Here is a 14,008-nt window from a genome sequence, read left to right as displayed (position 1 = left end):
CAGGCTGGGGGTCCGCCGCAGCCGCGGCCGCCCCTTCGGGAGCCAGGAGGACAGCACGATGTCGACATTCGCGTACCCGGAACTCCCGCTGGACGGCTTGCTGCGCCGTGCGGCGGTCCGTGACCCCGCGGGCCGGGCGATCCGGACCGTGGGCCGCACCGGCGGGGCGACCACGGTGACCTTCGCGGAGCTGGACGCACAGGCCGACCGCTTCGCCGCCTACCTGGAGCACACGTGCGGCCGGCGCGGAGCGCGGATCGGCGTCGCCAACGTCCTGGACCCCGTCTTCGCCGCCGCCTACTACGGGACCGTCCGCAGCGGGAACACCGTCGTGCTCATCAACCCGCTGATCAAGGAGGCGGGCCTGCTGCACGTCCTGCGGACGGCCGCCGTCGAAGTGGCGTTCGTACCGACCGCCACGGCCGAGCTGCTGATCAAACTGGGCGACCGACTGCCCGACCTGCGCCGCGTCGTGGTGACGGACGCCCCCGACGGGATCGTCCCCGGCGACGCCCTGCCGCTCGCCGAGGCCCTGGACTCGGCACCCGAGCGGACGACCCTGCCCGGGGCCGTCGACCTCGACGGCGAGGCGTGCATCCAGTTCACCACCGGCAGCACGGGCCGCCCCAAGGGCGTCCGGCTCACCCACCGCAACCTGGTGGCGAACGCCGCCCAGACCGCCGCCGCGCACGAGCTGGGCAGCGACTCGGTCACCCTCAACCACTTGCCGCTCTACCACGTCATGCACCTCAACTCGGGCATCTGCGCGGGCGCCTTCCAGGTGCTGTGCACGGATCCCGACCCGGTCGCCTCCCTCGCCGTCGCGGCGCGCGTGGAGGCCACCCACTACTACGGGCTGCCCGCCCGCCTGCACGTCCTGGCCCGCGACGAGCGCCTCACCGACGACTTCCCGGCCGGGCACCACCTCACCGCCGTGCTCTCCGGGGGCACCGCCCTGTCCCCGACCGCCGCCCGCGCCCTCGGCAAGAGCCTCGGCGTGCCCGTCATCCAGGGCTACGGGCTCGCCGAACTCTCCCCCCTCTCCCACTGCCAGGGCCCGCGCCACCCCAAGAGCGGCTCCGTGGGCCCCGCCGTACCCGGCACCGAATGCCGCGTCGTACGCATCGGCACCCGCGCCCCCCTCGACCTCTATGCCACCGGCGAGGTCCAGGTCCGCGGGCCCCAGGTGATGGCCGGCTACCTCGACGACAGCGCGCCCTCGCCGATCGACGCGGACGGCTGGTTCTCCACCGGGGACGTCGGCTACCTCAACGAGGACCGCGAACTGTTCCTGGTCGACCGCCTCGGCGACGTCTTCAAGTACGACAACGAACTCGTCTCGCCCACCGCCGTCGAACGGGTCGTCGGCGCCGACCCCCGCGTCGCCGAGTGCATCGTGGCCGGCTGGCCCGACCCGGTGCACGGCGAGGTCGTCTGGACCGGCATCGTGCTGCGCGACCCGACCACCCCCGACCTCCTCGACGTCGTCGACTCCGTCGTGGAGCGCGCCAACGAGAGCCTGAACCCCTTCGAACAGATCCGTCGCGTCGAAGTCATCGACGTCGTGCCGCGCAACCACGTCGGCAAGCCCGAACGCCACATGTTGCGCCACAGCCTGCGCGCCCGCGCCGAGGCGGAGGCCTCGTGACCCGGCCCCGCCCGCACCGCCCGCGCACATCGTTCCGTACGACCAGAGGAGCTACCACCGTGGCCACCAACGCCGGCACTTCCCCCACCACCGGGGCCCCCCGGGTGCTCGTGGTGGGGGCGGGCCCCGTGGGCCTGACCGCCGCCCACGAACTGGCCCGCCGAGGACTGCGCGTCCGCGTCGTGGACGGCGCCGCCGGCCCGGCCCCCACCAGCCGCGCGGTGGCCGTCCACCCGCGCACGCTGGAGACCTTCGACCAGATGGGCGTCGTGGACGGGGTGCTCGACCGGGGTCGCAAGAACAGGGCCTTCACCATGTTCGCCCGAGGCCGCCGGCTCGTCCGCCTCGAAGCGGACTACGGCTCGATGCCCACCCGGTTCCCGTACACCGTCGTCATCGGCCAGACCGAGACCGAGGAAGTGCTGCGCGAGGCCCTCGCACGCCTCGGCGTCACCGTCGAATGGGGCGTACGGCTGACCTCCCTGGAACAGGACCGCGCCACCGTACGCGCCCACCTCCGACACCCCGACGGCACCACCGAGGAGTACGAGGTCCCCTGGCTGGTCGGCTGCGACGGCGGCCACAGCACGGTCCGCAAGGAACTCGGACTCCCCCTGCTCGGCGAGTCCAGCGAGACCTGGTGCCTGGCCGACGCGGCCGTCTCCCTCGACCTGCCGCCCGACACCATCTACTGGGTCCACACCGGCAGCCAGGCCCTGATGATGGTCCCCTACCGGCGCGAGGGCTACTGGCGGCTGCTCGACACCGCCCCCGCCGGCCGCTCGGAGGGCGCCCGCGACGCCGCGGAGCGCTTCTCGGAGAAGCTCAGCCTCGGACTCGGCCGCCCGGTAACGGTCGAGGAACCCGACTGGACCTCCGTCTTCACCTTCCAGCAGCGCATGGTGCCGCGCATGCAGGACGGCCGCTGCTTCGTGGCGGGCGACGCCGCCCACGTGCACAGCCCCGCCTCCGGACAGGGCATGAACACCGGCATCCAGGAGGCCTACAACCTCGCCTGGAAGCTCGCCATGACCGCCCTGGGCCAGGCGGGCCGCGAACTGCTCGCCACCTACGGACAGGAGCGCGTCCCCATCGGCAAGAAGCTCCTGGGCTCCGTCCGCAAGGCCACCTTCCTCGTCCAGTTCAAGAACACCCTGGCCGGCGTGGGGCTGCCCGTCGCCTTCACCTTCGTGCGCAACATCGGACCGCTGCGCCGGGCCATCCAGCGCAAGGTGCTCGGCGGCATGTCCGGTCTGCTGCTCTCGTACCCCGAGAGCCCGCTGACCACGGCCGACCCACTGATGAAGCTGCCCGCGGGCTCGCGCGCCGCCGCCGCGGCCGGCCGCCACCCCGACGACCCCGGCTCCGAGGCGCTGCGCGCCGAACTGCGCGACACCCGCTGGTCCCTGGTGTGGGCGGCGGAGGAGGGGCCCGGCGAGGCCGGACGGGTCGCCTCGGCCGCGGTCGGCGCGCACGGCACCTGGCTGTCGGTCCGGACCGCGGGCGCCGGCCCCGGCGGCGGGCCCGCCCCGCTGCCCGACCCCAACGGGCTGCTGCGCCGCTCGCTGGGCCTCGGCCCGGGCGGCTGGGTGCTGATCCGGCCCGACGGCTACGTCGCCGCCGGTGGCTCGGAGCTGACCCGGCGCGGGCTCGCGCGCGCCCTGGCACCGCTGGGCGCCGCCGCCGCGCTGCCCGACGCGATCCGCGACGCGGCCCGCGCCCCCCGGACGTACCCGGCGCCGGCCGGGGCGACACCCGCCCCCACGGCCACCCTCGACCGCGCTTCCACCGCCTCTCCAGGGCCTCGCGACACGGTCGAGAGCACACCACGGGTTCTGGAGGGGACACGATGACCACACCGTCAACACTGCCGAAGGCGCCGGCGCCGCACACGGCGCCGGACAAGCCCGTCGCCCTGGTCACGGGCGGCACCAGCGGCATCGGCCTGGCGGTCGTCCGGGACCTGGCGCGGCGCGGGCACCGGGTGTTCCTGTGCGCCCGGACCCCGGAAGCCGTCAAGGACACCGTAGAGGAGCTGCGCGCCGAGGGCCTGGAGGTCGCCGGCACCGCCGCCGACGTCCGCTCCCGCGAGGCGGTCACCGAGCTGGTCGCCGCCGCCGTCGCCGAGTTCGGCCCGATCTCCGTCCTGGTCAACAACGCCGGCCGCAGCGGCGGCGGACCGACCGCCGACATCAGCGACGAGCTCTGGTACGACGTCATCGACACCAATCTGAACAGCGTCTTCCTGCTGACCCGCGAGGTCCTCAAGCACGGCGGCCTCGGCGGGGCCCCCTACGGCCGGATCATCAACATCGCCTCCACCGCCGGCAAGCAGGGCGTCCTGCTGGGCGCCCCCTACTCGGCCTCCAAGCACGCCGTCGTCGGCTTCACCAAGGCCCTCGGCAAGGAACTGGCCCCGGTCGGGATCACGGTCAACGCGGTGTGCCCCGGCTACGTGGAGACGCCCATGGCGCAGCGCGTACGGGCCGGCTACGCGGCGGCCTGGGACACCACCACCGAGGACGTCCAGCAGCAGTTCGAGGCGAAGATCCCGCTCGGGCGCTACGCGACCCCCGAGGAGGTGGCGGCCATGGTCGGCTACCTGACCACCGACCTCGCCGCGTCCGTCACCGCGCAGGCGTTGAACGTCTGCGGCGGACTGGGGAACTTCTGATGGCGGCCGAGCGGGTGCACCGTACCGTGCACGAGACCGAGGTGGCCGCCCCCGCGGGCGTGGTCTACGGAATGATCGCGGACGCCGTGCAGTGGCCGCTGTACTTCCCGCCCAACGTGCACGTGGAACGCCTGGAGTTCGACGGCGTCCACGAGCGGCTGCGGATGTGGGCCACGGCGAACGACCGGATCAAGTCCTGGACCTCGCGCCGGGTCCTCGACGCCGCCGCGCGGCGCATCGAGTTCCGCCAGGAGATCCCCGCCGCCCCGCTGTCGGCGATGACCGGCACCTGGATCGTCGAGCCCCTGGGCACCGACCGCTCCCGGCTGACGCTGCTGCACGACTTCTCGGTCGAGGGCGACCGGGCGCAGGACGTGGAGTGGGTCGAGCGCGCCACCGACACCAACAGCCGCGCGGAGCTGGCCAACCTGGCGAAGCTGGGCGAGCACTGGGACAAGCTCGACGAACTCGTGATGTCCTTCGAGGACCGCGTCGACGTGGACGCCCCGCCGGAGCTGGTCTACGCGTTCCTGGAGCGGGCCGAGGAGTGGCCGGAGCTGCTGCCGCACGTCTCGCGCCTGCGACTGACCGAGGAACTCCCCGGCGTCCAGGTCATGTCCATGGACACCCTCACCGCCGACGGCGCGGAGCACACCACCGAATCGGTGCGGGTGTGCTTCCCGGCGGCCGGCCGCATCTTCTACAAGCAGACCCGAACCCCGGCCCTGATGTCGGCCCACACCGGCGTGTGGACGGTCACCGGCGGCGCCTACGGCTCGACCGTCACCTCGCGGCACGCCGTCGTGCTCCGCGAGGAGGCCGTCACCCGGGTGCTGGGCCCCGACGCCGACCTCGCGGCGGCCCGCCGCTACGTCCGCGAGGCCTTGGGCCGCAACAGCACCGCGACCATGACGTACGCCAAGCGGCACGCGGAGTCGGCGCTCGCGCGCTGAGGCTCCAGAGCGCGTCGAGTGGGACTCCGGCGGTCGCGGACAGACTCTGGACCACGTGTTGAGGAAGGGTAGGGCGATGTCCGTCCAGCAAATCCACCGGACGTCCCACGCCGTGGACGTCAACGCGCCCGCGGGCGTGGTCTACGGCCTGATCGCGGACACGACGCAGTGGCCGCTCTTCGTCCCGCCGAGCGTCCACGTCGAGCGGCTCGACTTCGACGGCTCCCACGACCGGTTCCACATGTGGGTCACCGCGAACGGCAGCGTCAGGTCCTGGCTCTCGCGCCGCACCCTGGACGCGCCCGGCCTGCGCATCGACTTCCGCCAGGAGGTCCCCGCCGCCCCCGTCGTCGAGATGGGCGGCAGCTGGATCGTCGAGCCGCGGGGCGCCGACCGCTCGCGGCTGACCCTGCTCCACGACTTCGCGGTCGCCGGGGACCGGCCCGCGGACGTCGACTGGACCCGGACGGCCACCGACACCAACAGCCGTGTCGAACTGGAACAGCTCAAGGAGACGGCGGAGCGCTGGACCAGGCTCGACGACCTGCTGCTGTCCTTCGAGGACTCCGTACGCGTCAACGGACCCGCCGAGCTGGTCTACCAGTTCCTCTACGGGGTCGCCGACTGGCCGGAGCACGTCCCCCACGTCTCCCGCGCCGCCGTCACCGAGGACTCGCCCGGCGTCCAACTGCTGAGCATGGACACCGTCACCTCCGACGGGGCCACGCACACCACGGAGTCCGTACGCGTGTGCTTCCCGCACGCGGGACGCATCGTCTACAAGCAGACCACCACCCCGGCGCTGATGACCGCGCACACCGGCGAGTGGTCGCTGATCCCCGACGAGAGCGGGGTCACCGCGATCTCCCAGCACAGCGTGCTGCTGCGGGAAGAGGCCGTCGAACGGGTCCTCGGCCCCGGCGCCGACCTCGCGCGGGCCAGGACGTACGTGCGCGAGGCCCTCGGCCGCAACAGCACCGCCACCCTCGACCTCGCCAAGCGGTACGCGGAGACTTCCGTCCGCACCCTGTAGCCCCCCGTCCTCCCGCGCCCGGCGGGGTTCCGCCGGGACTCCGGCGCCGTATCAGCGGTGCGTCAGGGAAACGTGGGCGACCCGCGCATACTCGACCCCTTTGAACCATTGATGCCGTCCGGTGTCGCGCAGAGACGAGGGGGAGTGGATGAGCCTCGCCATGACCGTGGTCATCGTGACCGGCTCCGCCCCGGCGCTGGACCTGCGCGGCCCCCTCGACCGGGACGCCCTCGCGGCGGCCCTCGCCGCGCTGCCCTCGGGCACACCCACCCTGCGCCGCCACACCGCCACCCACCACACCCTGCACCTGCCCCAGCGGCACTCCCCGGCCGGCGCGGTGGCGGACCTGCTGACCGACCCCGGAGCCCCGCCGCACCCCCGATCGCCGCACACCGCGTGGGACAGCACCGGCCCGCAGGACGGCGACGGGCACCGGGCGCCCGCCGCCCCCCACGGCCCGGCCACGATCCCCGCGAGCGCCCGCCAGCGCGAGGTGCTGCTCGACGTCCTGACGGGCCGACTCGGCGCCGCCCTCCACGTCGAACAACTGCACTGGCGCTGGCACGGGCCGCTGGACACCCGACGCTTCCACGACGCCTGGCGGGCCGTCTTCGCACAGGAGCCCGTCCTGCGCGCCGCGTTCGCCGACCGCGCCCGGGCGGACGGCCTCGGCACCGCCCCGCTGGTCGCCGTCCACCGACAGGCGTCCCCGGAGTTCGTCCGCCACCCCCACGGATCCGTGGACTGGCACTCCCTGCTCGTCAGCGAGCGGCTGCGCGCCTTCGACCTGCACCGACCCGGACTGCTGCGCATCGCGCTCCTGGACGAACGGCCCGGGCCCACCGGAACCACCCGCATCGCCCTGACCTACCACCACGCCATGCTCGACGGCTGGAGCGCCCGTCTGCTGCTGCGCGCCTTCCACCGCGCCTACCTCGCCGAGGGCCGCACCACCGGCGGCGAGCGCCGCCCCGACCTGCGCGACCACCTGAACTGGGCGGCCGGCCAGGACCTCGCCGCGCCCCGCGCCTACTGGTCCGTCGCCGCGCCCCCGGCCGGCTCCCGCACCCTGCCCGGCCCCACCGCGGCCGAGCCGGCCGCCGGCGACAGGGCGCGCTGGGGCCACGGACTCGCCCGCCGGCGCCTGACCCCGTACGAGGCCACCCGGCTGCGCGCCTGGGCCGCCGAGCTCGGCGCCGCCGAGAGCACGGCGCTGCACGCGGCCTGGGCGCTGCTGCTGCACCGGGCCGGCGGGCCGGGCCCGGCGCCCGCGCCCGTCGCGTTCGGCATGGCCGTCTCCGGCCGCGGCATCGCCCTGGAGGGCGCCGCGGGCATCCCGGCCCCCCTGCGCAACACCCTCCCCCTGCAAGTCGAGGTGGACCCGGGGGCCCCGATGGCGCGCCTGCTGGCCGACCTGCGCGACCGGGCGCTGGGCGCGACCGCCTACGAATGGGTCTCGGCCGGCCAGATCCGCCGGTGGAGCGGACGGGTCGCCCCCGACGACCTCACGGACTCCCTCGTCGCCTTCGAGACCCCGCCCGGCCCGCCGCCCGACCCGGACGGCCACGACCCGCTGTGGAGCGAACTCGGCGACGAGGGCGTCCACGTGGAGCCCCCGCAGGCCGTGGACCCGCACACGTCCCAGCCCATCGCCATCAGCGCCCACCACGACGCGGAGGGCGCCCTGCTGTTGACGGTCGTCAACGACCGGAGCCGGATCGCGGACGCCGAAGCGGCCACCGCGCTCGACCGCACCGCGCGGTTGCTGCGCGAGTTCCCGGTGCTCGTCGACGGCGCGACCCCGGTCGGCGAGGTCCTGAACGGCCTGGAGGGCCCGCCGGCGACCGAGCCGCAGGAGCCCGCCCCGGCCCCGCACCCCGGCGGGCCGCGCGTCCTGCGCGCCGCCGCGCGGCCCGACGCCGGCACGATCCTGCTCGTACCGCCGCCGACCGCGCCCGAGGCCTGCTACGACGCCCTCGCGCGGAGCTACCCGGGCCCGGAGGCCCTCACCACGGTGAGCGCCCCCACCGACGCGGCGGCCTGCCTGGCCGCGGTGCGCCCCGCCCTCGCGGCCGGCGAACCGCTGCTCCTCGGCGGCTTCTCCGGAAGCGGGAGCGTCGCCTACGAGGTCGCCCAGCGCATCGCCGCCCACGGCTGGCTGCCGCCGCTCGTGGCCATCGCGGGCACCGCCGACGGGAGTTCCGCCTCGGCGGACGATCTCGCCCGCACCCTGGCGGCCGCGGCCGGGCGCCCCGGCTGACCACGGGGGGCGCGCCGCCGGTCGCCCGGAAGGAACCCGCCGGCCGTGCGGGAGGCCGTGCTCGGGCGCCCCGCCGACGCCGGGGGCACGTGACGACGCCGGCCGCGGTCACCCCGCCGGAGCCGCTCGTGGGACCGGGGAGCGCACCGGTCCCACCGCGCCGCCCCGCACCACCGCGCCGCACCACCTCGCCGCCCCGCCCCGACACGATCGGGTCCGCCCGCCCGTGTCGTCCCGCGGCGGCTCTCGAGCGGCCTTCGAAGATTGCTTGAGCCCCACCACCGAGTGTGGGCGGAGCAGTCGCGCCCCGGCAGCGGTACCCCGCTGCCCACCCCAGCACAGCCGAGGAGAGCGACCATGGTGACCTTCGTCAACGACCCGGCCGCACACGGTGACACCGACGGGTTCCCCGACCCGAGACACCGCCGCGCCACCTGGGAGGCGGTGCCCGGTGTCCGATGAGTGCTCCTCGGGCATCCTGCCCGCAGGAGCGGGATCCGCGCCGCCCAGAGCCGGTGGACGCTCCCCCTCCGCTCCCCACCCGGCCGACCGGGCCGGCCCCGCCGCCGGCGCGCCCGCGGACGGGGCGGCCGACCAGGCCGTCCTGTTCACCGCCCCCGGCCCGCTGTTCCCCGGCCTCGGCCGGGACCTCTACGGCGCCTGCCGCGCCTTCGCCACGGCGTGGAACCGGGTCGCCGGCGCCCTCGACGTCTGGCTGCCCCTGCCGTTGGCCGCCGTCGTCTTCGCCCCCCGGGACGGGGTCGACGCCGCGCTGATCCGCGACCCCGCCTACGCCCAGCCCGCCCTGTTCGCCTACCAGGTCGCCCTGTTCCGGGTGTGGAAGGCCTGGGGCGTGGAGGCGCGGGCCGTCGCGGGCCACGCGGGGGGCGAGATCACCGCGGCGCACCTGGCCGGCGCGCTCGACCTGGACGACGCGGCGCGCCTGGTCGTCGCCCGCGGCCGACTCGCCCCCGACGACGCACCGCACCGGACCCGCGCCGCCTCCGAACGGCGCTTCCTGCGGGTGGCCAAGGCCTGCCGCATCGGCGCGCCCGCCCTCACCCTGGTCTGCGCGAGCACCGGCGAACGACTCGGACCCCGCCCCGGTGAGCGAACCCTCACCCCCGAACACTTCCTGCGCCAGGCCCGAGCGACACCCTCGCCCGCGGCCGCGCGCAGCACCCTCGAAGCCGCCGGATTCCACCGCACCCACCCCTGCGGGCCCGACGCGCGCACCGCCGCACCCGGCGCCGAGGTGCATTCCGTACTGACCTCCCTCGGCCGGCTCCACGACCACGGCCACCCCATCTCCTGGCCCCGGGTCTTCGCCGAGACCACACCCGCCTGAGCCTCCCCGCCACCGTTGCCGGAAGCCGCCCCCACCCCGGGCGACTTCCGGCAACTCGCGTGTCGGGCTGTACGCGGGCTCAAGCGGATCTCGACCGGATCCCGTGAGTCTGAACATCCGTACACACCGAAGGACCAGCCCCGGACCACCAAACGGCGAGTCCCGTGACGAAGGAGCTGATCCCACGACCATGGCCACCACCGCGATGCAGGCGGACTCCGCCACCGGACGTGCCGACGTCACCGCCCCGCTGCGCCGCGCGGCCCGGCTGGAGGCCCGGCTCGGCGACCCGTACGACCCCACCAACCCGCACGGTCTGGGCGCCCTCTTCGCCGCCGACGAGCGGCGCGAACCGCCCGAGGCCACCGAGCAGCTGCTCACCGAGTCCGGCCTCGGCGCCGAGTTCGTGCCCGCCGAGTACGGCGGCCGGCTCACCCGCGCCGACCACCTGGCCAAGGTGCTGCGCCCCGTCTTCCGACGTGACCTCGCGCTCGGCTTCGGCTTCGGCATCACCTCGCTCTTCGCCACCTCCGCGATATGGGCGGCGGGCACCGCCGCCCAGCGCCGGGCGACCGCGGACCTGCTGCTCGGCGGCGGGCGCGCCTCGATCGTCCACCACGAGATGGCGCACGCGAACGACATCCTGCGCGACGAGTTCACCGCCGGCGCCGCGCCGGGCGGCGGCTACGAACTCAACGGCCGCAAGGACGTCATCATCAACGCCGCCCGTTCCCAGGCGTACGTCGTCTACGCGCGCACCGACAAGGCCCGCACCCCCTACAGCCACTCCGTGCTGCTCGTGGACCCGGCCGAACTCGCCGACGGCGTCGCCCACCTGCCCCGGGTCCCCACCACCGGCATGCGCGGCAACCTGTTCTCCGGGCTGCGGTTCACCGACTGCGCCGTCCCCGGTGACGCCCTCGTCGGCCGACCCGGCGAAGGTCTGGCCCTCGCGCTGCGCACCTACCAGGTCAACCGCTGCGTCATCGCCTCGACCGCCGTCGCCGCCGTCGACACCGTCCTGCACTCCGCCGTACGGGCCGCCACCACCGGCCGCAGCCGTCCCCTGGCCCGCCGCTGGCACAAGCCGCTCGCCGGCGTCTTCGCCGACATGCTCGCCTGCGACAGCATGGCCACCGTCTCGCTGCGCGCCCTGAGCCTGCTGCCCGACCGCACCCACGTGCTCGCCGCCGCCGTCAAGTACGTGGTCCCCGACCTGCTGCGCGAGGACCTGGAGGAACTGGCCACCGTCCTGGGCTCCCGCGGCTACCAGCGCGGCAACCCCGCCTACGGGGCCCTCGACAAGCTCGGACGGGACCTGCCCGTGGCCGGGCTCGGACACGCGGGCACCGCCTCCTGCCAGGCCGTGATCGTCCCCCAACTGCGCACCCTCGCCGAACGGGCGTGGTTCCGTGAGCAGGAACCGCCCGCCGAGCTGTTCCGCGCCGGGGCCGACCTGCCCGTCATGGACTACCGCCTGCTCGGCATCGCCGACGGCGGCGACTTCCTCGCCGCGTCGCTCGTCGGGTCCGCCGCGCGCCTGGCCGAGGTACGGGGGCTAGGGGGCCAGCTGACCGCCCTCGCCGAACTCGCCGAGGGGTTCGTCACCGAACTGCGCGCCCTGCGCCAACGCTGCCTGGCCATCCCCGCCCACGGCACCCCCGCGACCCTGGCCGACCCCGCCCTGTGCGTGCTCAGCGACCGCTACGCCCTGGTCCTCGCGGCCGCCTCGGTCCTCGGCACCTGGGAGGGCCAGGACGGCAGCGACCCCTTCCTCGCGGCCCCCGCCTGGGCGGTGCTCGCGCTCACCCGGCTCGGCGGCCGGCTCGGCATCCCGGTGCCCAACCTCCCCGACGGCTGCACGGAACAGGTGCTGGAGGAACTGATGCGCCGCTACCGCACGGGCCGCAGCTGCGACCTCGACGCGACGGAACTCGCGCAGTGACCCGGCGATCGGGCCACGACCCGGCCCCCCACGCACCGGCACGCACCGGCACGCCCCGCCGCACCCATCCCACCCATCCCACAGCAGGGGAGGAAAGCCCGATGACGGAAGACGCACACCGCATCACCACGCCGGTCCACGTCACCGGGCCGGCCGGTCCCTGGGAGGAGGTACGGGAGGGCATGGCCCTGCGCGGCAACGCCTCGGTGTTCACCACCTGGGGCGAATGGCTCACCGCGGCGCTCGCGGAACCGGGGCTGCGCCCCCTCCTCGGCCGCGACTGGCTGCGCTACCGCCAGACCATCGACCCGACGATCCGCTACCGCTTCGTCGCCTCCCGGCTGGCGGTCAAGTACACGGCGGCGGCGGCGCTCGGCGTCGACCCGGCCGACCTGGACCTCGCGTACAAGATCGGCGGCCGTCCGTACCTGCGCGGCTTCGACCAGGTCGACATCAGCCTGACGCACACCGACGAACTGATCGCCGTCGGCATCAGCTGCACCGGCAGGATCGGCGTCGACACCGAACCGGCCGCCCGCAAGCTCTCCTTCCACCTCCTCCAGGACCAGGTGTGCACCGCCGCGGAACGCGCCGAACTCACGGCGCTGCCCGAGGCGGAGAGACCGGCGGCGATGTTGCGGCTGTGGACGCTGAAGGAGGCCTACACCAAGGCGCTCGGACAGGGACTGCGGCTGGGCTTCTCCGAGTTCGGCTTCGCGGCCGCCGGCGCCGGCGCCACGGGCCTGCTCGCCCCGGACGGCACTCCCGCGGCCCGCGGCGAGTGGGCGTTCGGCACCTACCCGGTGCTCGACCGCTACCTGGTCAGCGTCGCCTGCCACGACACGGGCCTGGGCACCTCGCGCGACACCGCCGTCTCCACGATGCTCGACGAGGGCTTCCTGACGACGGTGACCAGCCTCCTCGACCGCGCCTGACGACGAACGGCGCCACCGCCGCGACACCACCGCTGTAGGCGGGCCCGAGTTCTCCGGAGGAGAGTGGGTCCCGCGGCAGGCCCCCGGTCCCCCCACCGCGAGCATGTCGTTGCCTGTGCCCCGCTGCCCACGACCCACGCCCCGGCAGCGGGGCACAGGCATGTCCCGGCCCGCGCGCGCCCGGGCCCGCGGCCCTCCGTCCGGTCCCGTGCGGAATTCGAGTCCGGCTGTAGCGGCCCGGCCCATGCTGGACGACGCGACACCGGCCGGACCCGGTGCCCCTGCGTCGAAAGGGCCCGTATGAGCATCGTCGAGGCGACACCACCGGAGAACGTGCGCGCACCGGACACCGGGCGCACTCCTCCCCCCGACCGGCTGCGCGGCGCTTTGACCGCGGACGACCGGACGGCCCTGGCCCTGGCGGCGATCCGCATCACCCGGGGCAACCCCACGGCGGAGGAGGTCGCGGCCCTGGCCGTGCTCCTCGCCGCCAGGATCCGGCCCCACCCGCAGGAGAGCCCCCCGCAGACCCAGGCCCGCATCCACAAGCTCCGCCGCCGCCCTCAGCCCGACTTCATCGCCCCGGGCTCCTGGGCCTCGTAACCGAACCGCCGGCCCCGCCCGACCACGCCCCGGGCCCGGCCGATTGAATACCCGTGTGACGGACCGGACGCACCTTCTCGCCCCCCTGGAAGCCGCCGCACGACTGCCCGCGCTCCTGGACCGGGTGGAATCCGGAACGGACGCCGAGGCGTGGGACGACCTTTGGGACGCGCTGTGTCGCGAGGCTACGACCGTCGTGCCGGCGAGCTTCGCGGCACTTCCACGCCTGATGTCGATCGGCACGAAAGTCCCGGCGACCACGGGCGGTACTCGGCGATCCGGGACTGGCATGCCGGGGACATCGAAAGGCGCGACCTGAGACCCGTACCGCCGGAAGACCTCGCGGGAGCCGGGCGCTGGATGTACGACACGGCGGTCCGTGACGACCGGCACGGGCTCGCGTACGGCCTCACCCACCTCTTCGGGCGGGCCGAATGCCCCCGGTGCGCCAGTACGTTCGGCATCGCGACGGAGTACACGGCCGCGAACCTCCCGCCCTCCTGATCGCGGGGGCTCCCTTTCGGCGCGTACGACGGCGGCCGGCCCGGTGGCGGGTGCCACCGGGCCGGCCGGGGTGCGACTCCCTCGATGGTCCGGACGGGGGTGCCG

The 14,008-nt window shown here is 75.0% G+C and carries 11 protein-coding genes; all 11 read left to right on the top strand.

All coding sequences use genetic code 11. From position 1 onward, the window contains the following. Positions 1 to 58: 58 nt before the first annotated feature. The 11 genes from ACIOD1_RS22940 to ACIOD1_RS22890 all read left to right on the top strand — a co-directional run bounded on the left by ACIOD1_RS22940 (position 59) and on the right by ACIOD1_RS22890 (position 13,903). Entirely contained in the window at positions 59 to 1,648 is a 1,590-nt protein-coding gene (locus ACIOD1_RS22940) for a class I adenylate-forming enzyme family protein (RefSeq protein ID WP_401904300.1), read from the top strand. 59 nt (positions 1,649 to 1,707) lie between these two features. Next, a complete protein-coding gene (locus ACIOD1_RS22935; protein WP_401904299.1) occupies positions 1,708 to 3,501 on the top strand; it encodes an FAD-dependent oxidoreductase in 1,794 nt (597 codons plus the stop codon). Then, entirely contained in the window at positions 3,498 to 4,322 is an 825-nt protein-coding gene (gene fabG, locus ACIOD1_RS22930) for a 3-oxoacyl-ACP reductase FabG (protein WP_365622398.1), read from the top strand. The genes ACIOD1_RS22935 and fabG overlap by 4 nt, the downstream gene beginning before the upstream one ends. Further along, entirely contained in the window at positions 4,322 to 5,275 is a 954-nt protein-coding gene (locus ACIOD1_RS22925) for an aromatase/cyclase (RefSeq protein WP_401904296.1), read from the top strand. The genes fabG and ACIOD1_RS22925 overlap by 1 nt, the downstream gene beginning before the upstream one ends. 76 nt (positions 5,276 to 5,351) lie before the next feature. Then, a complete protein-coding gene (locus ACIOD1_RS22920; RefSeq protein ID WP_365622393.1) occupies positions 5,352 to 6,308 on the top strand; it encodes an aromatase/cyclase in 957 nt (318 codons plus the stop codon). 148 nt (positions 6,309 to 6,456) lie between these two features. Then, the gene (locus ACIOD1_RS22915) at positions 6,457 to 8,568 is read left to right on the top strand and encodes a condensation domain-containing protein (protein WP_401904293.1); all 2,112 of its coding nucleotides are present in this window, start codon (positions 6,457 to 6,459) and stop codon (positions 8,566 to 8,568) included. Positions 8,569 to 9,019: 451 nt separating this feature from the next. After that, complete coding sequence (locus ACIOD1_RS22910) at positions 9,020 to 9,916, top strand: acyltransferase domain-containing protein (protein ID WP_401904291.1); 897 nt, start codon at positions 9,020 to 9,022, stop codon at positions 9,914 to 9,916. Positions 9,917 to 10,106: 190 nt separating this feature from the next. Then, entirely contained in the window at positions 10,107 to 11,861 is a 1,755-nt protein-coding gene (locus ACIOD1_RS22905; RefSeq protein ID WP_365622384.1) for an acyl-CoA dehydrogenase, read from the top strand. A gap of 101 nt (positions 11,862 to 11,962) precedes the next feature. Next, entirely contained in the window at positions 11,963 to 12,796 is an 834-nt protein-coding gene (locus ACIOD1_RS22900; RefSeq protein ID WP_365622381.1) for a 4'-phosphopantetheinyl transferase superfamily protein, read from the top strand. Between the two features lie 300 nt (positions 12,797 to 13,096). Continuing rightward, positions 13,097 to 13,399, top strand: coding sequence for an acyl-CoA carboxylase epsilon subunit (locus ACIOD1_RS22895; protein WP_365622378.1), 303 nt, complete (start codon positions 13,097 to 13,099; stop codon positions 13,397 to 13,399). Positions 13,400 to 13,759: 360 nt separating this feature from the next. Next, positions 13,760 to 13,903 (top strand): hypothetical protein, encoded by a 144-nt coding sequence (locus tag ACIOD1_RS22890; protein WP_365622375.1) that lies wholly within the window; start codon positions 13,760 to 13,762, stop codon positions 13,901 to 13,903. The last annotated feature ends 105 nt before the right edge of the window (positions 13,904 to 14,008 follow it).

Origin of the sequence: Streptomyces sp. NPDC088097, assembly GCF_044741845.1 — a bacterium.
Taxonomy (GTDB): domain Bacteria; phylum Actinomycetota; class Actinomycetes; order Streptomycetales; family Streptomycetaceae; genus Streptomyces.
Note: the sequence above shows the minus strand (reverse complement) of the source record. Positions and strands in the feature narration are given on the sequence as shown.